7 protein-coding genes and 1 pseudogene are annotated in these 26150 nt (G+C 73.2%); 4 read left to right on the top strand and 4 right to left on the bottom strand.

What is annotated here, in order from left to right; translation table 11 throughout:
- Positions 1 to 50 precede the first annotated feature (50 nt).
- Both ACZ7LS_RS34330 and ACZ7LS_RS34325 read right to left on the bottom strand, forming a co-directional pair.
- Positions 51 to 9647: a type I polyketide synthase gene (locus tag ACZ7LS_RS34330; RefSeq protein WP_385136929.1), complete on the bottom strand. Its 9597-nt coding sequence runs from the start codon at positions 9645 to 9647 to the stop codon at positions 51 to 53.
- A 44-nt stretch (positions 9648 to 9691) separates the two neighbouring features.
- Positions 9692 to 13882 (bottom strand): annotated as a pseudogene (locus tag ACZ7LS_RS34325) (type I polyketide synthase); the annotation flags it as partial.
- A 264-nt stretch (positions 13883 to 14146) separates the two neighbouring features.
- Between ACZ7LS_RS34325 and ACZ7LS_RS34320 the strand changes: the two are divergent.
- The 4 genes from ACZ7LS_RS34320 (at position 14147) to ACZ7LS_RS34305 (ending at position 18443) form a co-directional block, all read left to right on the top strand.
- Entirely contained in the window at positions 14147 to 15625 is a 1479-nt protein-coding gene (locus ACZ7LS_RS34320; RefSeq protein ID WP_385136931.1) for a glycosyltransferase, read from the top strand.
- 11 nt (positions 15626 to 15636) lie between these two features.
- Positions 15637 to 16692 carry a DegT/DnrJ/EryC1/StrS family aminotransferase gene (locus ACZ7LS_RS34315; RefSeq protein ID WP_382529825.1) on the top strand — a complete coding sequence of 352 codons (1056 nt, stop codon included), beginning with the start codon at positions 15637 to 15639 and terminating at the stop codon, positions 16690 to 16692.
- A 320-nt stretch (positions 16693 to 17012) separates the two neighbouring features.
- On the top strand, positions 17013 to 18188 hold the full coding sequence (locus ACZ7LS_RS34310) for a cytochrome P450 (protein ID WP_382529827.1): 1176 nt from the start codon (positions 17013 to 17015) through the stop codon (positions 18186 to 18188).
- A gap of 60 nt (positions 18189 to 18248) precedes the next feature.
- On the top strand, positions 18249 to 18443 hold the full coding sequence (locus ACZ7LS_RS34305; protein WP_382529839.1) for a ferredoxin: 195 nt from the start codon (positions 18249 to 18251) through the stop codon (positions 18441 to 18443).
- Positions 18444 to 18532: 89 nt separating this feature from the next.
- Here the strand turns inward: ACZ7LS_RS34305 and ACZ7LS_RS34300 are convergent, their stop codons facing one another.
- Together ACZ7LS_RS34300 and ACZ7LS_RS34295 are read right to left on the bottom strand one after the other, a co-directional pair.
- On the bottom strand, positions 18533 to 19717 hold the full coding sequence (locus ACZ7LS_RS34300) for a cytochrome P450 (RefSeq protein WP_385136933.1): 1185 nt from the start codon (positions 19715 to 19717) through the stop codon (positions 18533 to 18535).
- A 242-nt stretch (positions 19718 to 19959) separates the two neighbouring features.
- On the bottom strand, positions 19960 to 26088 hold the full coding sequence (locus tag ACZ7LS_RS34295) for a type I polyketide synthase (protein WP_469449305.1): 6129 nt from the start codon (positions 26086 to 26088) through the stop codon (positions 19960 to 19962).
- Positions 26089 to 26150 lie beyond the last annotated feature (62 nt).

Genomic DNA, 26150 nt, shown 5'->3' with positions numbered 1-26150 from the left:
ACCGGCGACGCCCGCCCGGCACACGGCGGGCCGGACATCGCCGGGAGGTGCTACATCTCGGTGGCGAGCCGCAGCAGGCTTTCGGCGTCCATGTCGTCGAGTGAGTCCTCGCCGTCGGTGGCCGGGGCGGTCGCCTCGGCGGCGTCGGCGGTGGCGAGTTTGAGCACCATGTCGAGAAGTCCCGCTTTACGGAGTCGGCTGATGGGAACGGAGGCGAGGGCGTCGCGGATCTCCGCGTCCGGGTCGTCGGCGCGGTTCTCGCCGGCGCGCCCGGGGGCGGTTCCGAAGAGCAGCGAGCCGATGTGCCGGGCGAGGGCGGCCGGGGTCGGGTGGTCGAAGACCAGGGCCGCGGGCAGCGGCAGGCCCAGGGCGGTCCGCAGCCGGTTGCGCAGTTCGACCGCGGTCACGGAGTCGAAGCCGACGTCGCGGAAGGCGCGGGTGGCGGGGATGGCGTCGGCGGCGTCGTGGCCGAGCGTCGCGGACGCCTCCGCGCGTACCGCTTCGAGCAGCGCGCGGTCGCGTCCGGCGGTGGGCAGGGAGTCGAGCCGCTGCCTGAGCGGCGGGACGGCCGGTGCGCCGTCACCGGCGGGCGGTTCGTCCGCGGCCAGCGCCCGGCCCGCCTCCGGGATCCCGGAGAGCAGCGGGCTGGGCCGGGTCGCGGTGAAGCTGGGGGTGAACCGCTCCCAGTCCATCAGCGTCACGGTGAGCGCCGTGTCGTCGTCCTCCAGCATCCGTTGGAGCGCGGCGATGGCCGCCGCCGGTTCCATGGGCATGACGCCCTGGCGGCTCAGCCGTTCGTGGACCTCGTCGACCGTGGCCATGCCGACCTCGGCCCAGGTGCCCCAGGCGACGGACGCGGCGGTCAGGCCCTCGGCCCTGCGGTGTTCGGCGAGGGCGTCGAGGAACGCGTTGGCCGCGGCGTAGCCGGGCTGGCCGCCGCTGCCCCAGGTCGCGGCGCCCGACGAGAACAGGACGAACGCGTCCAGGTCGAGGCCGCGGGTGAGGTCGTGCAGATGCAGGGCGGCGGTCAGCTTGGACCGCATCAGCGCGTCCAGCTGGTCCAGCGTCAGCGATTCCACGGCGGCGTCGCCGTCCGCCACGCCCGCCGCGTGGAACACGGAGGCGAGCGGGAACTCCTCGGGGATCGCGGCCAGTACGCCGGCCAGCGCGTCGCGGTCGGCGGCGTCGCAGGCGGCGATGGTGACACGGGCGCCCAGCTCCTCCAGTTCGGCGCGGAGCGCCGCCGCGCCGGGCGCGTCCTCGCCGCGACGGCTGGTCAGCACCACGTGCTCGGCGCCGCGTTCGGTCATCCAGCGGGCGACCCGGCCGCCGATTCCGCCGGTGCCGCCGGTGATCAGTGCCGTACCCCGGCCACGCCAGCGGCGCTCGGGGCGGTCCGCTGTGGGGGCCGCGTGGGTCATGCGGCGGCCGTAGACCCCGGACGGGCGGATCGCGATCTGGTCCTCTCCGTCCTGGCCCGCCAGGACGGCCGTCAGCCGGGCCATGGCCCGTGCGTCGGGCGTCTCGGGGAGGTCGACGAGACCTCCCCAGCGGTCCGGGTGCTCCAGCGCGACCACCCGGCCGAGACCCCACAGGGAGCCCTGGAGGGGACGGGTGAGCCGGTCGTCCCGGCCCACGGATACGGCGCCCCGGGTGGCGCACCACAGCGGGGCGTGGAGTCCCGCGTCGCCCAGTGCCTGGACGAGGGTGAGTGTCAGGGCCAGCCCCACGGGTACGGAGACGTGGCTCCGGAGGCGCTCCTCGACGGGTGCCGGCAGGGACAGGACGCCGGTGAACTCCGTTCCGTCGGCGGTCAGTTCCGTGATCCGCTTGGCCCAGGCCGCGCGGTCGGCGCCGTCGGTGCCGTTCGCGGCCCCGTCCTCCGCCTCGAACAGGACGGTGTCCGGGCCGAGCGCGGCCAGCGCGGCGGAGATCCAGGCGTCGTCGGCGTGGCCGGCCGGGACCACCGCGAGCCAGCGGCCGGCGGTGGCGTGGGAGGTGGCGCCCGGTTCGTTCAGCCGGGTCCAGTCGACGCGGTAGCGCCAGGCGTTGACGGTGGAGCGCTCGCGTGACCTGGCGCGCCACGCCGACAGCGTGGGCAGGACGGCGCCGAGCGAGGAGCGTGCGCCGTTGGCGCCGACGCCGAGTTCGTCGGCCAGAGACTCCAGGTCCTCGCTCTCGACGAGATCCCAGAACGCCGCGTCCGCGTCCGTGCCACCGCCGCCACCGATGCCGGTCCCGGTGCTGGGCCGGGGCTCCGGCCAGTACCGGCGGCGCTGGAAGGCGTACGTGGGCAGTTCGACCGGGACGGCGCCGCCGGCCGGGAACGCCGCGCGCCAGTCCACCGCCGTGCCGTGCGTGTGCGCCTCGGCGAGGGAGGTGAGGAAGCGCCTGAGGTCGCCCTCGTCCCGGCGCAGGGTGCCGAGCACCACCGCCGCGTCGGCGACGGCCTCCGCCACGGTCTCCTGGGTCTCCTGGATGGGGGCGGCCAGCACCGGGTGCGGGCTCATCTCGATGAAGACGCGGTGCCCGTCGGCCAGCAGCGCCCGGGTCGCCTCCTCCATCCGTACGGTGCTGCGCAGGTTCGTGTACCAGTACGCGCCGTCGAACGCGGCGTCCGTCAGCCGGGCGCCGGTCACGGTCGAGTAGAACGGCACGCGCGGGGCCTCGGAGCGGACCGGTGCGAGCACGCGGCCGAGTTCGTCGCGTACGGCCTCGACGTGCGCGCCGTGCGAGGCGTAGTCCACGGACACCTTGCGGGCGCGCACGCCCTGTTGTCCGCAGGCGGCGAGCAGTTCGTCCAGTGCCCCGGCGTCGCCGGAGACGACGACCGAGGAGGGGCCGTTGACGGCCGCGACCGAGAGCTGTTCGCCCCACGGTTCCAGCAGCGCGGTCACCCGCTCGACGGGTGCGGCCACCGACATCATGCCGCCGAGGCCGGAGAGCCGGGGCAGGGCCCGGCTACGCAGGGCCACGACGGCGGCGGCGTCCTCCAGGGTCAGCGCGCCCGCCACATGGGCGGCGGCGATCTCGCCCTGCGAGTGGCCGACGACCGCCGCGGGCTCCACCCCGTACGAGCGCCACAGCGCGGTGAGCGCCACCATCATCGAGAACAGCGCGGGCTGGACGACATCCACGCGGTCGAGCAGCGCGGGGTCGCCCTCACCGGCCAGTACGTCGTGCAGGGACCAGTCGGTGTACGGGGCGAGCGCGCCGGCGCAGGCGTCCACGGTCTCCCGGAACACCGCGGAGTGCGCGAGCAGTTCGCGGCCCATGCCCCACCACTGGGAGCCCTGGCCGGGGAAGACGAACACGGGACCCGCCGGGGCTTCGCCGACGGTGCCGTGGACGACGCCGGCCGCGCTCCGCCCGGTGGCCAGCGCTTCGAGGGCGCGCAGGAAGTCGCCGCGGGTCCTGCCGAGCAGCACCGCGCGGTGGGTGAAGGCGGAGCGGGTGGTCGCCAGGGACCAGCCCACACGGGTGGGCGAGAGGCCGGGGCCGGCGTCGGCGAGGGCGAGCAGCCGGGCCGCCTGGTCGCGCAGCGCCGCCTGGGACTTGGCCGAGACCAGCCAGGGCACGACGCTCTCGTCCCCGGGCTCACCGTCCGCCGGCGTTTCCCCGGCGGCCGTCGTCGAGACCTCGGCCGTCGGCGCCTGCTCCAGGATCAGATGGGCGTTGGTGCCGCTGATCCCGAACGACGACACGCCCGCGCGCCGCGGCCGGCCGGCGTCCGGCCACTCGGTCTGTCCCGTCAGCACTTCCACCGCGCCCGACGACCAGTCGACGTGCGACGACGGGATGTCGGCGTGCAGCGTTCCGGGAAGGACTCCCCCGCGCATCGCCATCACCATCTTGATGACGCCCGCGACTCCGGCGGCGGCCTGCGTATGACCGATGTTCGACTTGAGCGAGCCCAGCCACAGAGGGTGCTCAGGGTCGCGGTCCTGGCCGTAGGTGGCCAGCAGCGCCTGCGCCTCGATCGGGTCACCGAGCCTCGTCCCCGTACCGTGCGCCTCCACCGCGTCCACGTCGGCGCCGGTCAGTCCCGCGTTGGCGAGGGCCTGGCGGATGACGCGCTGCTGGGAGGGGCCGTTGGGTGCGGTGAGCCCGTTGGACGCGCCGTCCTGGTTGATCGCCGAGCCGCGTACGACCGCGAGGACGCGGTGGCCGTTGCGGCGGGCGTCCGACAGCCGCTCCAGCAGGACGACGCCGACGCCCTCCGCGAGGGTCATGCCGTCGGCGGCCTCGGAGAACGGCTTGCAGCGGCCGTCGAGCGCGAGCGCCCGCTGCCTGCTGAAGCCCACGAAGGCGTGCGGGGTGGCCATGACGGCGGCGCCGCCCGCCAGTGCGAGGGAGCTCTCGCCGCCGCGCAGCGACTGGCAGGCCAGATGGATCGCGACCAGCGAGGACGAGCAGGCGGTGTCGACGGTGACGGCCGGGCCCTCGAACCCGTACAGATAGGACATCCGGCCGGACAGGACGCTGGCCGCCGTGCCGGTGACCATGTGTACCTCGGAGCCTTCGGTGCCGTTCTGCACGCTGGTCGAGTAGTCCTGGTAGCTGGCGCCGATGAAGGTGCCGGCGGCGCTGCCGCGCAGTGAGTCGACATCGATCCCGGCGCGCTCGAAGGCCTCCCAGGAGGTTTCGAGCAGCAGGCGCTGCTGCGGGTCCATCGACACGGCCTCACGCGGCGAGATGCCGAAGAATCCGGGGTCGAACTCCGCGGCATCGTGCAGGAATCCGCCCTGGGTGGAGTAGGTCCTGCCCTGCCGGTCGGGGTCGGGGTCGTAGAGTCCCCGGGCGTCCCAGCCGCGGTCGGCGGGGAACTCGGAGATCACGTCCGCGCCGTCCAGGGCGAGCCGGATCAGCTCCTCGGGCGAGCCCGCCCCGCCGGGGTAGCGGCAGCTCATGCCGATGATGGCGATCGGGTCGTCGTCCGTGCCGGCCCCGGCGGGCGCGGTGGGCGCCGCCACGGCCGTCTCCCGGCCGCCGCCCAGGGCGGCGGACTTCAGGTAGCCCGCCAGCGCGACGGCGTTCGGATAGTCGAAGACCATGGTCGAGGGCAGGGCCAGCCCGGTGGCCGCGACGACGCGGTTGCGCAGGTCCACGGCGGTGACCGAGTCGAAGCCGATGTCGCGGAAGGCGCGCCGCTCGGGGAAGGACTCGGCGGAGGCGTGGCCGAGGACGGCGGCGGCCTCCGTACGGACCAGGGTGAGCAGCAGCCGTTCCTGCTCGGGTCCCGGCAGATCGTGCAGCCGCGCCGCGAGCTCGCTCGACTCCGGCCGCGCGCCGGTCTGTTCGGCGGCGGAGGTGAGCTGGCGGGCGACCTCGGGCACCTCGTCGAAGAGGCGGGTGGGCCGGCCCGCGGTGAAGACCGGGTAGTACGTGTCCCAGTCGATGTCCGTGAGCCCGATGACGGTCTCGTCGTCGTCCAGGACCGTGCCGAGTCCGTCCAGCGCGAGCCGCGGGTCGAGGTATTCGAGACCGCTGCGGCGGATGTGGTGCGGGTCGGCCAGCTCGCGTTCGATGTCGTCGGGCCACTTGCCCCAGTGCACCGAGGTGGTGCGCAGGCCACGGGCGCGGCGGCTGACGGCGAGCGCGGAGAGATAGGCGTTGCCCGCGACGTAGGCCGCGTGGTGGCCGCTCCCCCACATGCCGGCGGTGGACGAGTAGAGGACGAAGTCGTCGAGTTCCTCGTCGTCGAGCAGTTCGTCCAGGTGCTGGGCGCCGGTGACCTTGGCGTGCACGACGTCGGAGAAGGACTCCATCGTGGTCTCGGCCAGGGTGTACAGCTCGATGACGGCGGCGGTGTGGACGACCGTGCGTACGGTACGGCCCTGGGCCCTGAGGTCCGCGAGGAGCGCGGCGACGGCGTCGCGGTCGGTGACGTCGCAGGCGACGGCGGAGGCTTCGGTGCCCGACGCGGCCAGTTCCGCGACCAGTTCGGCGGCGCCCGGGGCGTCCACGCCCCGGCGGCTGGCGAGGACCACATGGTCCGCGCCCCGGTCCGCGAGCCAGCGGGCGAGGTCGGGGGCGAGGGTGCCCGAGCCGCCGGTGACCAGTGTCGTACCGCGCGGTGTCCAGGTACGGGAGGCGTCCTGGCCGCCGGCTCCGGCGCGGACGATACGGCGGGTGAAGACACCGGAGGGGCGGACGGCGAGCTGGTCCTCGTCGCCCAGCGCGCCCGCGAGGGCGGAGACCACGCGTCCCGCGGTGCGCCGGTCCAGCGCCGGCGGCAGGTCGATGACGCCGCCCCACCGCCGGGGGTGTTCCAGCGCGGCGGTCCAGCCGACACCGGCGACCTGGGCCTGTACCGGGTGTGTGAGCGCGTCGGTGCGGCCGGTGGAGACCGCGCCCCGGGTGAGGAACCACAGCGGCGCCTCGATTCCGGCGTCGCCCAGGGCCTGGACGAGCGAGACGGTCAGCGCGAGGCCGAGGGTGAGGCCCGGGAAGCGCGCGCCGCGCTCCTCGGCGGCGGCGAGCGTCGAGACGACCCCGGCGAACTCGCCCATGCCGGACAGCCGTTCGGCGAGCACGGCGCGGTCCACGTACTGCTCGTCCAGGGCCAGCCGGGTCACCTCGGCTCCGGCGTCCTCCAGCAGGCCGACGGTCTCGCTGTCGTCGGTGCCCGCGGCGGAGACGACGAGCCAGCCGCCGGTCAGCGACCGTGCCGGGACGGTGCCCACCGGCGACCAGGTCACGCGGTAGCGCCAGGAGTCGACGGTGGAGCGGTCGTTGCGGGACCTGCGCCAGGAGGAGAGCGCGGGCAGGACGGCGGCCACGGAATTCTCGTCCGTGCGCAGCGCCGTGGTGAGCGCGGAGAGGTCTTCCCGCTCCACGGCGGCCCAGAACTCCGCGTCCAGCGGATCGACGGCGTCGACCTGGTCCAGGACGGCGGGGATGTTCCAGAAGCGCTCGTGCTGGAAGGCGTAGGTGGGCAGATCGATCCGGCGGACGTCTGTGCCGGCGAAGAGCCCGGCCCAGTCGACGTCGACGCCGCGTACGAACACCTCGGCGGCGGAGACCAGGAAGCGCGCGAGGCCGCCCCGGTCGCGCCGCAGCGTGCCGGTGGCGACAGCCGGTTCGCCGTACGCCTCGGTCATGTCCTGTACCGGCATGGTCAGTACGGGGTGCGAGCTGACCTCGATGAACACACGGTGTTCGTCGGCCAGCAGCTCGCCGACCGCTTCCGCGAACCGCACGCGCTGTCGCAGATTGCGGAACCAGTACCCCGCGTCCATCTCCTCGGTGTCCAGCCAGTCGCCGGTCACCGTGGAGAAGAACGGGACGTCGGAGGCGCGCGGGCGGACCGGCGCCAGGGCGTCGAGGAGTGCGTCGCGCAGGTCCTCGACCTGCGCGGAGTGCGAGGCGTAGTCCACGGCGACCCGGCGGACCCGTACGTCCTCGGCGGTCAGTTCGGCCGACAGCTCGTCCAGCGCGCCGGGCTCGCCCGAGACGACGACCGAGCGCGGCCCGTTGACGGCGGCCACCGACACCCGGCCCCGCCAGGCCTCCAGCCGGCCGTCGACCTCGTCGGCGGGCAGTGGGACGGACATCATCCCGCCGTGGCCGGCCAGGGTGCGGCCGATCGCCTGGCTGCGCAGCGCGACCACCCGCGCGCCGTCCTCCAGCGAGAGCGCCCCGGCGACGACTGCCGCCGCGATCTCGCCCTGTGAGTGGCCCACGACCGCCGCGGGCTCCACGCCGTACGAGCGCCACAGGGCGGCGAGGGAGACCATCACCGCGAAGGACGCGGGCTGTACGACATCGACCCGCTCCAGCGACGGGGCGTCCGGCGCCCCGCGCAGTACGTCCTCCAGCGACCAGTCCACGAACTCGCCCAGCGCGGTGGCGCATTCGGCGATACGCCGGGCGAAGACCGGTGACTCCGCGAGCAGTCCGGCGCCCATCCCGGCCCACTGCGAGCCCTGTCCGGGGAAGACGAACACCGTCCTGCCCTCGACATCGGCCACGCCCGAGACGAGATCCGGCCAGGACTGGCCGGTGCTGAGCGCCCGTGTTCCGTCGAGGAGCCCGGCACGGTCCGCGCCGGCCACGACCGCGCGGTTCTCGAACACCGAGCGCGTCGAGAGGAGGGAGTGGCCGACGTCGGCGGGCCGCGCCGACGGGTCGTTCTCCAGGCGGGCCACGAGCGCGCGCGCCTGATCGCGTACGGCGGCCTCACCGCGTCCGGAGACGACCCACGGCACGGCGGGGCCCGCGAAGGGGGCCGTCGCGTCGTCCTCGCCGTCCGCCGCCGTCTCCGCCGGGACCGGGGCCTGCTCCAGCAGGGCGTGGGCGTTGGTGCCGCTGATACCGAACGACGACACCGCGCACCGGCGCGGCCGTCCGGTCTCCGGCCACCGGACGGCCTCCGTGAGCAGCCGTACCGCGCCGGAGGACCAGTCGACGTGCGACGAGGGGGTGTCCGCGTGCAGTGTTCTGGGCAGTACGCCGTGGCGCAGCGCCATCACCATCTTGATGACGCCCGCGACTCCGGCGGCGGCCTGCGTATGGCCGATGTTCGACTTGAGCGAGCCCAGCCACAGAGGGTGCTCCGGGTCGCGGTCCTGGCCGTAGGTGGCCAGCAGCGCCTGCGCCTCGATCGGGTCACCGAGCCGCGTCCCCGTACCGTGCGCCTCCACCGCGTCCACGTCGGACGGGGAGAGTCCGGCCGTCGTCAGGACCTGGCGGACCACCCGTTCCTGGGAAGGGCCGTTGGGGGCGGTGAGCCCGTTGGACGCGCCGTCCTGGTTGACCGCCGAGCCGCGCAGTACGGCGAGGACCTGGTGGCCGTTGCGGCGGGCGTCCGAGAGGCGTTCCGCGATGAGGACGCCGACGCCCTCGCCCCAGCCCGTGCCGTCCGCGTCGTCGGAGAACGCCTTGCAGCGTCCGTCGGGGGCCAGTCCGCCCTGCTTGCTGAACTCCACGAAGACGGAGGGCTCGGTGAGGACGGTGACACCGCCGATGACGGCGAGCGAGGACTCGCCGTTGCGCAGCGACTGCGCCGCCACGTGCAGGGCGACCAGTGAGGACGAGCAGGCGGTGTCGACCGTGAGGGCGGGGCCTTCGAGCCCGAGGGTGTAGGCGAGCCGTCCCGACAGCACGCTGGCGGCGGTGCCGGTCAGCGCGTGTCCCTGGAGCCCACCGGCCGCGGTGGCCGAGGGCGCTCCCCAGTGGTAGGCGCCGACGAACACGCCGGCCTGGCTGCCGCGCAGCGCGGTCGGGGCGATCCCGGCGCGCTCCAGGGCCTCCCAGGTCACTTCGAGCAGCAGCCGCTGCTGGGGATCCATGGCGATCGCCTCGCGCGGCGAGATCCCGAAGAAGTCCGCGTCGAATTCGGCCGCCTCGTAGAGAAAGCCGCCCTCGTGGGTGGCGCTGTTTCCTTCGCCGGTCCCGGTGAGCCGGTCGAGATCCCAGCCGCGGTCCGCGGGAAATACCGATATGGCGTCGCCACCGGACTCGACGAGTTCCCAGAGGGCTTCCGGGGAACGTACGCCTCCCGGCAGCCGGCAGCTCATTCCGACAAGGGCGATGGGCTCATTGTTCTTGAGCTCCAGTTCGCCGATGCGCTGCCGTGCGCGGCGGAGATCGGAAGTGACCCGCCTCAAGTAGTCGACGACTTTGTCCTGCTGATCTTCTGGCACCGGTCCGTCCTCATCATCGGGTCGCGAACGAAAGCAGCAATTCTCTATGTGGTTTCGAACTCTTCATCGATGATGTCGAGCAGTCTGTCGACCGACACCGTCTCGATGTCCTCACCGGAAGTGCGCAGTGCGGAGGGCGTGGATTGCCGAAGGGTGGAGATGATTTTCTCCAGGCGGTCGGCGATCACCTGACGTTCACACCCGTCCGGCGACACCGAGTGGATGACCGCCTCGAATCTGGTGAGTTCGTCGTCCGCCGAGCCCGTCGCGGGGGCGGCGGGCGTGGTGAGGAGCGCCGCGAGGTGATCGGCGATCCGAACGGGCGTCGGGAAGTTGAAGACGAGCGTGCTGGGCAGCGCCCTGCCGGTGAGCACGCCGAGCCGGTCGCGGAGTTCGACGCCCGCGAGCGAGTCGAAGCCCATCTCCTTGAAGGCGTGCCGGGCGCCGATGGCGTCCGCGCCGCCGTGGCCGAGTACGGCGGCGGCCTCGGTCCGTACGAGATCGAGCAGATAGCGTGCCCGCTTGGCCTCGGGCATCTCCGCCAGCCGCCTGAGCAGGGTGGGGGCGTCTCCGTCCCGTACGCCGGGCCTGGCGGCCGGCGGCCGGGTGGTGCGGGCGCCGGCGTGCTCCCGTCGGGCTCCGTTCCGGGGCGTCGCGGGGGCGGGCAGCAACTCCCGTGCGGTCAGCGGCCGTACGCGCAGCGACTCGGCCGTGAACACCGGGTTCCCGGAGAAGTCCGCGGCCGTCAGCTCCAGCACGCGGGCGCCGCCGCCGTCACCACCGCCGCCGTCGTCACCGCCTCGCGGGGCGAGTCGTACGCGCAGTGCGGAGGCCCCGAAGGCGTGCAGGGACACGCCGCGCCAGCGGTCGGGAAGACCGGCCTCGTCCGTCATGACGGCGTGCCGCGCCGCGTCCAGCAGGGCGGGGTGGAGTCCGTACGCCTCCGCGTCGGCCACCTCGGCGGGCAGGGCGATCTCGGCGAAGGTCTCGGCGCCGCGCCGCCACAGCGCCCGCAGGCCCTGGAAGACCGGGCCGTAGTCGAAACCGCGGTCGGCGAGGCGTTCGTAGTGTTCCGCCACGTCCACCGGCTCGGCGCCCTCCGGCGGCCAGACGCCCGTGCCGAAGCCGAGGTCGGCGGCGGTGCGCGGCTCGCCGGGGACGGGGGTCAGGACACCGGACGCGTGCTGGGTCCACGACGCGTGGACGGCGCCCTCCGGCCTGGAGTGGACGGTGACGGCGCGCCAGCCGATGCCGTCCGGCGTGCTGAGGCGCACGTGCAGCCGTACGGAGCCGTGCTCGGGCAGGACGAGCGGTTCGGTGAGGGTCAGTTCCTCTATCCGGTCGCAGCCCGCCTCGTCACCGGCCCGGATCGCCAGCTCCAGCAGGGCGCTTCCGGGCAGCGTGATCCGTCCGGCGATCGCGTGCTGGGCCAGCCAGGGGTGGGTGCGGGTGGAGAGCCGTCCGGTGAACACCAGGCCCTCGTCGCCCGCGAGTTCCACGGTGACGCCGAGCAGGGGGTGTCCGGTGGCGCCCGCGCCCTCGTCGCCCGCGCCGGCCGGTGGCGGGGCCGGCCAGTAGCGCTCGCGCTGGAAGGCGTAGGTGGGCAGATCGACCCGGCGGGCGGCGGTGTCCGCGAAGAAGACCCGCCAGTCGACCGGGGCTCCGGCGGTGTGCAGCCGGCCCAGCGCGGTGACCAGGGCGGCTTCCTCCGTACGGTCCTTGCGCAGCGCGGGTACGACGGTCATGTGCCGGGCTGCCTCACCGAGGCTCTCCTTGGCCATCGCGGAGAGCACGCTTCCGGGCCCCAGCTCCAGCAGCACGTCCACCCGCTCGGCGCGCAGCGCCCGCACCCCGTCGGCGAAGCGCACGGTCCGGCGTACATGCCGCACCCAGTAATCGGGGGTGCACAGCAGCCGCGCGCCGGCCGGTTCGCCGGTGAGGTTCGAGACGACCGGTACGGCCGGCTCGTGGAAGGTGAGCGTGTCCACGACGCGCCGGAAGGCGGCGAGCATCGGGTCCATCAGCGGCGAGTGGAAGGCGTGGGACACCGACAGGCGGTTCGTCTTGCGGCCCTGGGCGGTGAAGTGCGCGGCGATCTCCAGTACGGCGCTCTCCTCGCCCGCGACGACGACGGACGCGGGTCCGTTGACGGCGGCGAGGGAGACCCGGTCCGCGCGGTCCGCGAGCAGCGGAAGGACCTCGTCCGCGGCGGCCTGTACGGCGATCATGGCGCCGCCCGGCGGCAGCGCCTGCATCAGGGCGCCGCGCGCGGCGACCAGCCGGCAGGCGTCGGCGAGGGAGAACACGCCCGCGACATGGGCCGCCGCGATCTCACCGATCGAGTGGCCGCCGACCACGGCGGGGCGCACGCCCAGGGATTCCACCAGCCGGAACAGCGCCGTCTCGACGGCGAACAGCGCGGGCTGGGTCCAGGCGGTGCGGTTCAGCGTCTCCGGGTCGTCGCCCCACATGACCGTACGCAGCGGCCGGTCGAGATGTCCGTCCAGCTCGGCCAGCACCTCGTCGAGGGCGCGGGCGAAGACCGGGAAGCGCGCGTACAGTTCGCGCCCCATGCCCAGGCGCTGGCTGCCCTGGCCGGGGAAGAGGATCGCGGTGGTGCCGTCGCCCGCCTCGCCCCGGGCGGCCTCGGTGACGCCCCGGCCGTCCGCGAGCAGTACGGCCCGGTGCCGCAGCGCGGCCCGGCCGGCCGCCAGGGAGTACCCGATGTCGGCCGGTGCGAGGCCGGGCGCGCCCGCCACGAAGTCCGTGAGCCGGGCCAGCTGGTCCTCCAGCGCCGCTTCCGTCCTGGCCGAGACCAGCCACGGCAGCACGGCGGGCGTGGTGTCCGGAACGGGAGCGGACGGGGCCGGTTCACCCGCACCCGGGGCCTGTCCGCCCGCGCTCAGGGCCGTTCCGCCCGCACCCGTGGCCTGTTCGGCCGTGTCCGGGGCCTGTTCGACGATCAGATGCGCGTTGGTGCCGCTGATCCCGAACGACGACACGCCCGCGCGCCGGGGCCGGCCGTCCGCGTTCCACGGGACCGGCTCGGTCAGCAGCTCGACGGCGCCGCCCGACCAGTCCACCTGGCTGGTCGGCCGGTTCACGTGCAGGGTGCGCGGCATCACTCCGTGCCGCAGGGCCATCACCGTCTTGATGAAGCCCGCGACCCCGGCCGCCGCCTGGGCGTGCCCGATGTTCGACTTGAGGGAGCCGAGCCGCAGCGGGCGCCCGGGGGCGCGGTCGCGGCCGTAGGTGGCGAGCAGCGCCTGCGCCTCGATCGGGTCACCCAGCTTCGTACCGGTGCCGTGTGCCTCGACGAGATCGACATCGCCTCCGGAGAGGCCCGCGTCGGCGAGCGCCCGGCGGATGACGTCCTCCTGTGCCCGGCCGCTCGGGGAGGTCAGGCCGTTGGAGGCGCCGTCCTGGTTGGTGGCGCTGCCGCGGATGACGGCGAGTACGGGGTGCCCGTGGGCGCGGGCACCGGAGAGGCGTTCCAGCACGACGATGCCGACGCCCTCGGCCCAGGCGGTGCCGTCCGCGTCGTCGGAGAACACCTTGCAGCGGCCGTCGGGGGCCAGTCCGCCCTGCCGGGAGTAGCCGACGAACCCCACGGGGGTGGACATCACCGTGACGCCGCCGGCCAGCGCCATCGAGCACTCCCCCGCGCGCAGGGAGCGCGCCGCCCAGTGCAGGGCGACCAGCGAGGAGGAGGACGCGGTGTCGACGGTGACCGCCGGTCCTTCGAGACCCAGGGTGTAGGCGAGCCGTCCGGACACGACGCTGGGTGAGAGCCCGGTCATGGCGTGGCCGGCCAGGTCCTCCCCCGACCGCTGGGTGACGGTGGCGTAGTCCTGGCCGTTGGTGCCGACGAACACGCCGGTGCGGCTGCCGTTCAGCGCGTACGGGTCGATCCCGGCCCGTTCGACGGCCTCCCAGGCGGTTTCGAGCACCAGCCGCTGCTGCGGGTCCGTGGACACCGCCTCGCGGGGTGACATGCCGAAGAACCCGGCGTCGAAGTCGGCGGCGTCGTACAGGAACCCGCCGTGCCGGGTCACACTGCGGCCCGGTCCTTCGCCTGCCAGCGCGTCCAGGTCCCAGCCGCGGTCCGCCGGGAAGCCGGAGATCGCGTCACGGCCCGTCAGGACCAGGTCCCACAGCTCCTCGGGGGAACGCACCCCTCCAGGACAGCGGCATGCCATCCCGACGACCACTACCGGGTCTTCGTCGGCTCCGATCGTCATGACGTTGCACACCCCTAGGGAAAGTCGGGCCTCGGACACCTCTCCGTGCCGGATCGTATGGGTGTCAAGGCTGTACTTTTCCCTAAGGAATTCGGCGGTTCCGCGCCGGAGACCGCGGAAGACTAGGGATTCTCCGGAACGTGGTGTGAGACCAAGTAACTGTTCCGCTTCCTCGCGCGGCGCGGCCACCCGGCGACCGGCCGTGTGGGTACCTGTGGCACCGAACGCTCCGGCTGCCACTTCCGAAGGGTGTTGTCCATGGGCTCGATTCGGCGGCCGATCCTGTTCGTCAGCTATGCCGAAAGCGGTCTTCTGAACCCGCTGCTCGTACTGGCGGAGGAATTGTCCCGCCGAGGGGTGGAGGATCTGTGGTTCGCGACCGACGAAAAGGGGCGCTCCGATATCGGCGCGGCCAAAGCGGGAACGCCCGTGGAGTTCGCGTCACTGGGTGATGTGGTGTCGCAGATGTCGGCCGTCACCTGGGACGACGAAACGTACCGGGAGGTGACCCAGCGCTCCCGGTTCAAGGCGCATCGCGCGGTCATCAAGCACTCCTTCGCGCCGGAGTCGCGGGTGGAGAAGTACAAGCGCCTCGAAGCCGTCGTCGACGAGGTGAAGCCGGCGCTGATGGTCATCGAGTCGATGTGTCAGTTCGGGTACGAGCTGGCCATCACGAAGAAGATCCCCTTCGTGCTGGGCGTGCCGTTCGTGCCGAGCAATGTCCTCACCTCGCACGTGCCGTTCGCCACGTCCTACACGCCGCGCGGCTTCCCGGTGCCGCACTCGGGGCTGCCGCTGGACATGACGTTCGCGCAGCGGGTGGAGAACCAGCTGTTCCGGCTGCGGACGCTGGGGATGTTCATGACGTCCTCGGTGCGCAAGGTGGTCGAGGAGGACAACCGGATCCGCGCGGAGCTGGGGATCGCGCCCGAGGCGCGCCAGATGATGGCCAGGATCGACCATGCCGAGATGGTCCTCTGCTACTCGGTGCCCGAGCTGGACTATCCGTTCCCGATGCCGGAGAAGATGCGGCTGGTCGGCGCGATGGTGCCGCCGCTGCCGCAGGCTCCGGACGACGACGGGCTCTCCGAGTGGCTCGACGCCCAGAAGTCCGTCGTCTACATGGGGTTCGGCACCATCACCCGGCTGACCGGCGAACAGGTCGGGGCGCTGGTGGACGTCACGCGGCGGCTGGCGGGCAAGCACGCGGTCCTGTGGAAACTCCCCAAGGAACAGCAGGAGTTGCTGCCTTCCCGGGACGAACTGCCGGACAATCTGCGGATCGAGAGCTGGGTCCCGTCCCAGCTCGATGTGCTGGCCCATCCGAACATCAAGGTCTTCTTCACCCACGCCGGCGGCAACGGCTACCACGAAGGGCTGTACTTCGGTAAGCCGCTGGTGGTGCGTCCTCTCTGGGTCGACTGCGACGACCAGGCCATCCGCGGCCAGGACTTCGGCGTCAGTCTGACCCTCGACCGTCCGGAGACCGTCGATCCGGACGATGTGTTCGACAAGCTCACCAGGGTGCTCGACGACAGCGCGTTCCGGGAGCGTGCCGAGCACTTCGCGGAGCTGCTGCACGCCGCGGGCGGACGCGCCGCCGCCGCGGATCTGCTGCTGGGCCTTCCGGCGCTCACCGGCGCGGCCCCCGCCGGTCCGGCCCCCACCGATCCGGTCCTTGCCGACCTGGGCGTTTCCGGTCCGGCCCTTTCCGACCCGGCTTCCGCCACCGACTGATCGAGGCTGCCATGTCCTACACCCATCCTGTGTCCAAGCCCTGGCTCGGCGGGCGTGAGCTCGACTATGTGACGGACGCCGTCAGCGGCGGCTGGATCTCCTCGCAGGGGCCGTACGTCCGCAAGTTCGAGAGCGCGTTCGCCGACTACAACGGGATCGCGCACGGCGTCGCCTGCTCGTCCGGTACGACGGCGCTCACGCTGGCCCTGCGCGCCCTCGGGGTCGGCCCCGGCGACGAGGTGATCGTCCCCGAGTTCACGATGATCGCGACGGCGTGGGCGGTGACGTACACCGGTGCCACGCCCGTCTTCGTGGACTGCGGGGACGATCTCAACATCGATGTCACGCTGATCGAGGAGAAGATCACCCCCCGCACCAAGGTGATCATGCCGGTGCACATCTACGGCCGCCGGTGCGACATGGACACGATCATGGATCTGGCCCATGAGTACAACCTGCGGGTCGTGGAGGACTCCGCCGAGGCGCACGGGGTGCGGCCGGTCGCCGACATCGCCTGCTTCTCGCTGTTCGCCAACAAGATCATCACCGCCGGTGAGGGCGGTATCTGTCTCACCGACGACAAGCGTCTCGCCGATCAGATGGCGCATCTGCGGGCGATGGCCTTCACCAAGGACCACAGCTTCCTGCACAAGAAGCTGGCCTACAACTTCCGTATGACGAGCATGCAGGCGGCCGTCGCCCTGGCGCAGACCGAGCGGCTCGACGCCATCCTGGAGACCCGCCGGGAGATCGAGCGGCGCTACGACGAGGGCCTGAGCGGTATCGACGGGATCACGCTGATGCCACCGCGCGATGTGCTGTGGATGTACGACCTGCGCGCCGAACGCCGGGAGGAGCTGCGGGACTTCCTCGCCGACGAGGGCGTCGAGACACGGCTCTTCTTCAAACCGATGAGCCGGCAGCCCGGATACCTCCACCCCGACTGGCCCTCGCTGAAGGCCAGCCGCTTCAGCGAGGACGGGTTCTACCTCCCGACCCACACCGGGCTCACCGCGGAGGACCAGGAGTTCATCACGGGGAAGGTCCGCAAGTTCTACGGCGCCTAGGGCGTGTTGCGAAAGCAGCGCCGTCCGCCCGAAGGGCGGGGCCCGCGGCGTCCGGTGCACTACGCTCGCCGCGCTCTCTCCGTCTCGGCGCCTGACTCCTCCTTTGGATGCCGAGCGGCGATCGCAAGGCGGAGGGCCGCCCCGGTACTGGACGTACTGGGGTGATCCCGACAACGCCGCGAGCGTGCGTGCTGGGCGTCGCGGGCCAGGCGGGACTTTCGCAACACGCCCTAGGCCCCGCGACCTGTGACCCGCGACCTGTGACCCGCGACCTGTGACCCGTGACCCGTGACGTTCCGATCCCCAGGGGAATTGAGAAGATGACAACTACCGACAGGTGCCCGGTCGCCTTCCCGCTGCGGCGGCCGGGCCAGTCGTTTCCGCCGCCGGAGTACCGGGACTTCCGCGAACAGGACGGGCTGGTGCGTACGACGCTGCCCTCCGGGGTCGGGGTGTGGCTGGTGACGCGGCACGAAGACGTACGTACGGTCCTCACCGATCCGCGGATCAGCTCCAACCCCTCGCACCCGGGCTTCCCCCGCGCGGCGAAGACCGGCGGCGTCCCCTCCCAGGACGAGGTGCCCGGCTGGTTCGTGGCGCTGGACCCGCCGGAGCACGGCCGGTTCCGCAAGACGCTGATTCCCGAGTTCACCGTCCGCAAGGTCAGGGAGATGCGGCCGGCCATCCAGCAGATCGTCGACGAGCGCGTCGACGCGATGCTCGCGGCCGGCAACACCGCCGATCTGATCGCCGACTTCGCGCTGTCCGTACCGTCCCTGGTCATCTCCAGTCTGCTCGGGGTACCCAACGCCGACCGGGACTTCTTCGAGACCAGGACCCGGGTGCTGGTGACGCTCACCTCCACGGACGAGCAGCGGCAGGCCGCGTCCCTGGCGCTGCTGCGCTATCTCAACCGGCTGATCACCATCAAGCAGAAGCGGCCGGGTGACGATCTGATCAGTCAGCTGCTGGCCGAGGGGACGCTGAGCAAGCAGGAGCTGTCCGGTGTCTCGATGCTGCTGCTGATCGCCGGACACGAGACGACGGCGAACAACATCGGGCTCGGGGTCGTCACCCTGCTGTCCAACCCGCGGTGGATCGGTGACGAACGGGCGGTCGAGGAACTGCTGCGCTACTACTCGGTCGCCGATCTGGTCGCCTTCCGGGTGGCCGTCGAGGACGTGGAGATCGGCGGACAGCTCATCAGGGCGGGCGAGGGCATCATCCCGCTGGTCGCCGCGGCCAACCACGACGGGACCGTCTTCGACCGCCCCGACGAGTTCGACCCGGGCAGGTCCGCGCGCTCGCATGTGGCGTTCGGTTACGGCGTGCACCAGTGCCTGGGCCAGAACCTGGTCCGGGTCGAGATGGACATCGCCTACCGGACCCTGTTCGAGCGGATCCCGACCCTGGAACTGGCCGTGCCGGTCGAGGAGTTGCCGCTCAAGTACGACGGAGTGCTGTACGGGCTGCACGCCCTGCCCGTCCGCTGGTAGACCGGCCGGAGCGGGCGAAGGAAGACGCACGACCGCAGGCAAATCGACGGAGGAATGATGGTGCGCATCAGCGTGGACACCGAACGCTGTGTGGGGGCGGGGCAGTGTGTGCTGTCCGCTCCCGATGTCTTCGACCAGGACGACTCCGGGATCGTCATGGTCCTGGAGGAACCCGGGGACGAGCCGGGGCGGGAGGCCGCGCGGCAGGCGGGGCTGATCTGCCCGTCCCAGGCGATCACCGTCACGGAGAACTGAGCGGGGCGCCGCACACACGTCACGGGCTCTGCCCCCACCGGCGGTGGGGGCAGAGCCCGTGGTGATGTCCCGCCGGGACCGGGGCAGTGCTACCAGGTGACCGGCAGTTCGGTGAGGCCGGCCGAGAGCTGGCCGCCCAGCACCTGGAGCTCCTCCGCCGGTTGGGCCAGTCGCAGTCCCGGCAGGCGGGTGAAGAGCAGGGTGTACGCCGTCTTCAGCTGCATCCGGGCCAGCGGGGCGCCGATGCAGTGCCACATCCCGTGCCCGAACGTCAGATGCGGGTTGGGCGAGCGGGTGATGTCGAACAGCTCGGGGTCGTCGAAGACCTGGGTGTCGAAGTTGGAGAGGGTGAAGTCGAGCAGGACCAGCTCACCGAACCGTATGGTGACCTCGCCGATCTCGACGTCCTCGGTGGCGTACCGCGGCAGCACCGACCCGCCCGCTTTCGCCGAGCGCAGGATCTCCTCCACGGCCCCCGACATCAGCTTCGGGTCCTTCAGCGCCGCGTCGCGCTGCTCGGGGTAGAGGGCGAACAGCACGACACCGAGGTCGATATGGCTGGCGACGGCCTCCAGGCCGGCGAAGAGCACACCGGCCGCTATCGGCCCGATACGCTCGTCCGAGGGCTCGTTCACGCACAGCCGGGAGATCACGTCGTCGCCGGGCTCGGCCCTCTTGCGGCCCGCCAGCTCCACCAGATAGCCGAAGAGGTCCTGCTGTCCGTCCTGGACGGTGTCCGGGTCGTCGAGACCGCCCATCCGGGACAGCAGGGTGACGAGCAGGCCGCGGTCCTCGGCGGGTACGCCGATGAGTTCACCGAGCACGGCCAGCGAGAACGGCAGGGAGAACCCGCCGTGCAGATCGGCGGGCGGGCCCTGGGCGATGAAGCTCTCCAGCAGGCCCTCCGCGATGGCCTCGACCTTCGGCATCAGATTGAGCACGCGCCGGGCCGCGAAGTTCGGGGTGAGCATCGCGCGGGTCTCGGAGTGCAGCTTCCGTGCCAGCTCGGCGTCATCGCTGACGAGCATGTCCAGGAACGGGTTCTGGACGTAGCGCGGAGCGTTCGCCGGGTCGGGGTGCGCGCGTGCCAGCCGCTCGTCACGGAGCAGTTCCTTGAGTTCGGCGTGGCGGGTCACCAGCCATCCCTCGTCGCCTGCGGGGGTCCGCACCCTGCAGACGGGGCTCCGGGTCTGGAGGTCGCGCAGCAGCGGGCTCAGCCGCAGCACGGTGGGCGGCACGCCCCTGAGCGACGGCAGCTCGCGGGATGTGGTCATGGGGTCTCTCTCCTCTGGACGGTCGGTCGGTGGTGCGCAGGTGCCAGGTCCTGTCCGGTGCCCGCTGCCTGGGGGGCGGGGGGGGGGGGGGGGGGGGGGGGGGGGGGGGGGGGGGTGGCGCCCCCCCCCCCCCCCCCACCCCCCCCCCCCCCCCCCCCCCCCCCCCCCCCCCCCCCCCCCCCCCCCCGTCCCCCCCCCCCCCCCCCCCCCCCCCCCCCCCCCCCCCCCCCCCCCGCCGGGGGTCATGCCTCGCCTGCGGGCAGGCCGCCGAGCCACTCCTCGATCGTCCGCGCCGTCAGCGCGGAGTGCTCCTTGGCGAGGGACAGATGGTTGGCCCGGATCTCACGGATGTCGTCAGCGGGGACGCCCGCGGTGTCGAACAGGAAGCCGTCCAGCGACTCCACGCACCGCACGAGCATCGTCGGCGCGGTGGTGGGCACCGTCTCGATATCGGTCATCGCCATGAACCAGTGCGCCATCGCGGAGAGCCTGGCGCTGTTCAGCGTCACCGACGGCGAGTCGATGTCGGCCAGGTAGTACCGGGTGGTCCTGTCGAGGTCCTTGCCCTCGCCCGGCTGGTACCGGATGCTCGCGGTGTCCAGCAGGATCACCGCTTCGGGGCGGATGCCCCAGGTCTCCTCCAGCACGCCCGCCGCCAGATAGGCGAGCGAGCCGCCCGTCGAGTGGCCGACCAGGACGAAGGGTTCGCCGTCGCTGGCGTGCAGGGCGCTCTCCGCCACGATACGGGCCGCGGCCTCGCTCGTGGCCGGCAGCAGCTCACCGGGGGCGAACCCCATGAGCGGCAGCGCGGAGACGTGCCGCCTGCCGCGGAAGTGCGCCGCGATGCGCGCGTACTGGTGTACGCCGCCGGTGGCGCCGGGGGCGCTGACGAACACCAGCCGGGGGTTGCTCGGACCGTCCGCCAGGACGACGGGCGCCGACAGCTCCTCCAGGTCGGCGGGGGTCTCGAAGGTCGGCCGGGTGTTGGCGACCGCCTTCAGCATGCGCATGCCCTCGACCATCTTTCCGGCCTTCACCGCCGCGTAGAACAGGCCCTCCAGCGTCTCGTCCCGGTTCTGGGTGCCGCGCGCGGCGGCGGGGGCGGCGGTGCCCGTGGTGCCGGCGGCCAGCTGCCCGGCCAGCTCCGCGTGGAGCCGGCGGGCGAGCTTCACGGGCGTCGCGTTGTCGAAGACCACCGAGCTGGGCAGCCGCAGCCCGAGCGCCTCCGCGAGCTGGTTGCGCAGTCCGACGGAGACCAGCGAGTCGAACCCCAGCTCCAGGAAGCCTCGTTCGGGGTCGACACCGCTCGGGTCGGGGTGGCCGAGGAGCGCGGCGGAGTAGCCCACCACCAGTTCGGTGAGCAGGCCCTCCTGCTCGGCCGGGGCCAGCAGCCGCAGCCGCTCGCGCAGGGTGACGGGCGAGCGGTCGGCCGCGGCGGCTGAGCGGCGGGTACGGGGCACCAGCTCCCGCCACAGCGCGGGCAGGGCCTGCTGCTCCTGGAGTCCGGCGACATTGATCCGGGTCGGGACCACCGTGGCCAGGTCCCGGGCGAGCGCGGCGTCGAAGAGCGCCAGACCCTCGTCGATGGCCAGCGGAGGCATGCCGCCCCGCGCCATCCGCTCCAGGTCGGCGGCGCTGACGTGACTGGTCATGCCGCTGCCCCGGCCCCAGGGACCCCAGGCGAGGGATACCGCGGGCAGATCCTGGCTCCTGCGGTGCCGGGCGAGGGCGTCCAGGAAGGCGTTGGCCGCCGCGTAGTTGCCCTGGCCGGGGGCGCCCAGCACACCGGAGACGGAGGAGTAGAGCACGAAGGCTGCCAGATCGAGGCCGCGGGTCGCCTCGTGCAGATACCAGGCGGCGTCCGCCTTCGGCCGCAGGACGCGCTCCAGCAGCTCCGGCGTCAGCGAGCCGGTCAGCGCGTCGCCCAGTACACCGGCGGTGTGGACGACGGCGGTGAGCGGGCGTTCCGCGGGCACACCGGCGATCAGCGCGGCCACCGACTCGCGGTCGCCCAGGTCGCAGGAGACCACGGAGGCTTCGGCGCCCCGCGCGGCCAGGGCGTCGAGCAGTTCCGGCACGCCCGGGGCGTCCTGGCCGCTCCTGCTGGCCAGCAGGAGATGCCGTACGCCGTGCTCGGCGACCAGATGGCGTGCCAGCTCCTTGCCGAGGCCGCCGGTTCCGCCGGTGATCAGGACGGTGCCCTCGGGGTCCCAGGGGCGGGCAGCGCCGCGGACCGCGGGGGTCTCGGCGTGCTCGGGCAGCCGGGTGAGGCGGCCGGCCCTGACCGTGTGGGAGCGCACGACCAGCTGCTGTTCGTCGAGGCCGAGCAGACCGGGCAGGACCCCCGCCGACAGGAACGTGTCGTCCATGTCGACCAGCAGGAAGCTGCCGGGGTTCTCGGTCTGCGCGGACCGTACGAGGCCCCAGACCGCGGCGGCGGCCACGTCCCTGACGTCCTCGCCGTCGACGGCGACGGCGCCCTGGGTGACGAAGACCAGCCGTGCGCGCGCCAGCGCCGGTTCGTCCAGCCACTCCTGGAGGAGGCCGAGGACGAAAGTGGTGAGGGCGCGTACGGACCCGGGTCCTGCCGCCGCCGGGTCGCCGACCACGGGCACCAGGAAGACATCGGGGGCGACACCGCTGTCGCCGACCGCGCCGGTCAGGGACTCCGCGTACGCGCTGACGGTCTCGTCGGCGCGGTGCATCGCGTAGCCCAGGTCGAGTTCGTCGGCGCCGACGACCGCCCAGCGGGTGCCGGTGACGGCCACCGGCTCGGGGACGGGCACCCAGTCGAGGGTGAGGAGCGAGCCGCGCTCGGTGCCGCCGGCGGCGGGGGCCTGCCGGGGCTCGCCGGAGGGCGGGCCAAGGACGAGCGAGTCGGCCGAGAGCACCGGAGCGCCCGTCGCGTCGACCGCGCTCAGCGCCACCTCGTCCGGGCCGGTCGCGGTGAGCCGTACGCGCAGGGCGGAGGCCGCGGCGGCGTGCAGGGTCAGTCCCCTCCAGGACACCGGGACGGCGGCGGACGCGCCGTCGGGGCCGAGGCAGCCCGCCGCGCGGACGGCCGCGTCCAGCAGCGCCGGGTGGATCCCGAACGCGCCGGCGTCCTCGGCCGCCGGGGGCAGCGCCACCTCCGCGTAGATCTCGCCCTCGCGCCGCCAGATTCCCGACAGCCCCTGGAACACGGGCCCGAGTTCCAGGCCGGCGCCGGTGAGCCGTTCGTCCAGCGCGTCCGGGGAGACCGGTTCGGCGTCGCGCGGCGGCCATACGGAGGTGTCGAACCCGCCGGTCTCCTCGGCCTGCCCGGCGGCCGTGAGCACACCCCGGGCGTGCGGCGTCCAGCCGTCCGTGTCGCGGTCGGCGGGGCGGGAGTGCACCGTCAGCGCGCGGTCGCCGGAGCCGTCCGGCGCGCCCACCCGCACCTGCACGGTGACCGCGTCGCGCCCGGCCAGTACGAGGGGCGCGGACAGCGTCAGTTCCGCGACCCGGTCCAGGCCCGCCTGGTCGCCGGCCCGGATCGCCAGCTCGGCGAAGGCCGCGCCGGGCAGCACGGTCGTGCCGGAGATCCGGTGGCCGCCGAGCCACGGATGCGACTGCGCCGACAGCCTGCCGGTCAGCACGATCTCGTCCGAGTCGGCGATCGTGACCGCGGCGCCGAGCAGCGGATGCGCGGCGGCCACCAGACCGAGCCCCGAGGCGTCGCCGCCGGCCGCGCGGAGCGTGGGCCAGTACCGCTCGCTCCGGAAGGCGTACGTCGGCAGCTCCACCCGGCGCGCGCCGGTGCCCGCGAACAGCCCGGTCCAGTCCACCGCGACACCGCGCGTGTACAGCGCGGCGAGCGCGGTGACGGCCGCGGTCTCCTCGGACCGGTCCTCGCGCAGGAACGGCAGCGCCGTGACGGCCGGGTCCTGGAGGGATTCGGGTACGAGGGCGGAGAGCACCGCGGCCGGGCCCAGTTCCAGGAAGGTCCGTACGCCGCGTCCGGCGAGCGTGCGCGCCCCGTCGCCGAACCGCACGGCCTCGCGGACATGACGGACCCAGTAGCCGGGGTCGGTGAGTTCACCGGTGGTGGCCACCTCGCCGGTCAGGTTCGAGACGACCGGCAGATCCGGCTCCTGGGCGGACAGGCCCGCCACCACCTCGCGGAACGCGTCGAGCATGGGCTCCATCAGCGGCGAGTGGAACGCGTGACTGACCGCGAGCCGGGTGGTCTTGCGGCCGTCGGCCGCCAGCCGGGCCGTGAGGCCGAGCACCGCGGTCTCGTCACCGGAGACGACCACCGCGTCGGGGCCGTTGACCGCGGCGACCGACACCCGGTCGGTCAGCAGCGGCGTGATCTCGTCCTCGGTGGCCCGTACGGCGGCCATCGCGCCGCCGGCGGGCAGCGCCCGCATCAGCCGGGCCCGCGCGGCGACCAGCCGGCAGGCGTCCGCCAGCGAGAACACTCCGGCGACATGCGCGGCCGTGATCTCGCCGACGGAGTGCCCGGCCAGGAAGTCCGGTACGACGCCCCAGGAACGGACCAGCCGGTACAGGGCGACCTCGACGGCGAACAGGGCGGGCTGGGCGCAGCCGGTGTCGTTCAGCGCGTCCGCGTCGTCGCCCCAGATGACCTCGCGCAGCGGACGGTCCAACTCGCCGTCCAGCCGGTCCAGTACGGCGTCCAGGGCCTCCGCGAAGACAGGGAAGCGGGCGTACAGCTCCCGGCCCATTCCGATGCGCTGTGAGCCCTGCCCGGAGAAGAGCACGGCGAGCGGGCCCTTGCCGGACGTCCCGCGCGCCACCTCGACGGGCGCCCCGGCGCCGGTGCCGGTGGTGGCGAGCAGTACCGCGCGGTGTTCGAAGGCGGTGCGGGTCGTGGCGAGGGAGAAGCCGATGTCGAGCGGGTCGCCGCCGCGCGCGTCCGCGAAGGCGCGGATCCGGTCCAGCTGCGCGTCGAGCGCCGCCCCGCCGCGGCCGGACACGGGCCAGGGCACGGCCTTCGGCGTGACGGCCGGCTCCGGCGCGGGCTCGTCCGCCGCGTCGGCGGGCGGCGCCTGCTCGATGACGACATGCGCGTTGGTGCCGCTGATGCCGAACGACGACACCCCGGCGCGGCGCACGCGGTCGCCCTCCGGCCACTCCACCGGCTCGGTCAGCAGCCGTACGTCACCGGCCGTCCAGTCCACGTGCGAGGAGGGCGCGTCCACGTGCAGCGTCCTCGGCAGCAGGCCGTGGCGGAGCGCGAGCACGATCTTCATCACACCCGCGACGCCCGCCGCCGCCTGGGTGTGTCCGATGTTCGACTTGACCGCGCCGAGCCACAGTGGGCGCTCCGGCTCGCGGTCCTGGCCGTAGGTGGCGAGCAGGGCGCCCGCCTCGATCGGATCGCCCAGGGTGGTGCCCGTTCCGTGCGCCTCGACCGCGTCCACGTCGGACGGGGAGAGTCCGGCGCCGGCCAGCGCCTGGCGGATCACCCGTTGCTGGGCAGGGCCGTTGGGCGCGCTGAGTCCGTTGGACGCGCCGTCCTGGTTGACCGCGCTGCCGCGCAGGACCGCGAGGACGGGGTGTCCGTTGCGCTGGGCGTCGGAGAGCCGCTCGACGACCAGCAGGCCGGCGCCCTCGGACCAGGCGGTGCCGTCCGCCGCGTCCGAGAAGGCCTTGCAGCGGCCGTCGGCGGCCAGCCCGCCCTGGACGCTGAACCCGGCGAAGCTGGCGGAGGTCGCCATCACGGTGACCCCGCCGGCCAGTGCCAGCGAGCATTCGCCGTTGCGTACGGCCTGCGCGGCGAGGTGCAGGGTCACCAGCGAGGACGAGCACGCGGTGTCGAGCGTGACCGCGGGGCCTTCGAGTCCGAGGACGAAGGAGAGCCGGCCGGACAGAACGCTCGCCGCGAGGCCGTTGCCCGCGTAGCCGCCCATGTCGTCGCGCGCGGCGAGCACCAGGTGCGCGTAGTCCTGGGAGTTGGTGCCGACGAACACGCCGGTCCTGCTGCCGCGCAGGGTGGCCGGGTCGATGCCGGAGCGCTCGACGGCCTCCCAGGCCACCTCCAGGAGCAGCCGCTGCTGCGGGTCCATGGCGAGGGCCTCGCGCGGCGAGATGTCGAAGAAGCCCGGGTCGAAGCGCGGCGCGTCGTGGACGAAGCCGCCCTCCTGGGTGGCGCTGCGTCCTTCTCCGTCACCGGCGAGTACGTCCAGGTCCCAGCCGCGGTCGTCGGGGAATCCGGAGATGGCGCTCCGGCCGTCGGCGAGCAGCGCCCACAGGTCCTCGGGGGACCGGACCCCGCCCGGGAACCTGCATCCCATCCCGACGATCGCGACCGGTTCGTGACGGCCGGATTCGGCCTCTTCGAGTCGTTGGCGGGTCTGGTGCAGATCCGTCGTGACCCACTTCAGGTATTCGACGAGTTTCTTTTCGTCCGGCATCGTCCGTGAACCTTCCTCAGATGTATCGCGTG

It is taken from the genome of Streptomyces sp. NPDC039430, from assembly GCF_055639435.1.
The sequence above is the reverse complement of the archived record's forward strand: the minus strand, read 5'-3'. Positions and strand labels throughout refer to the sequence as shown.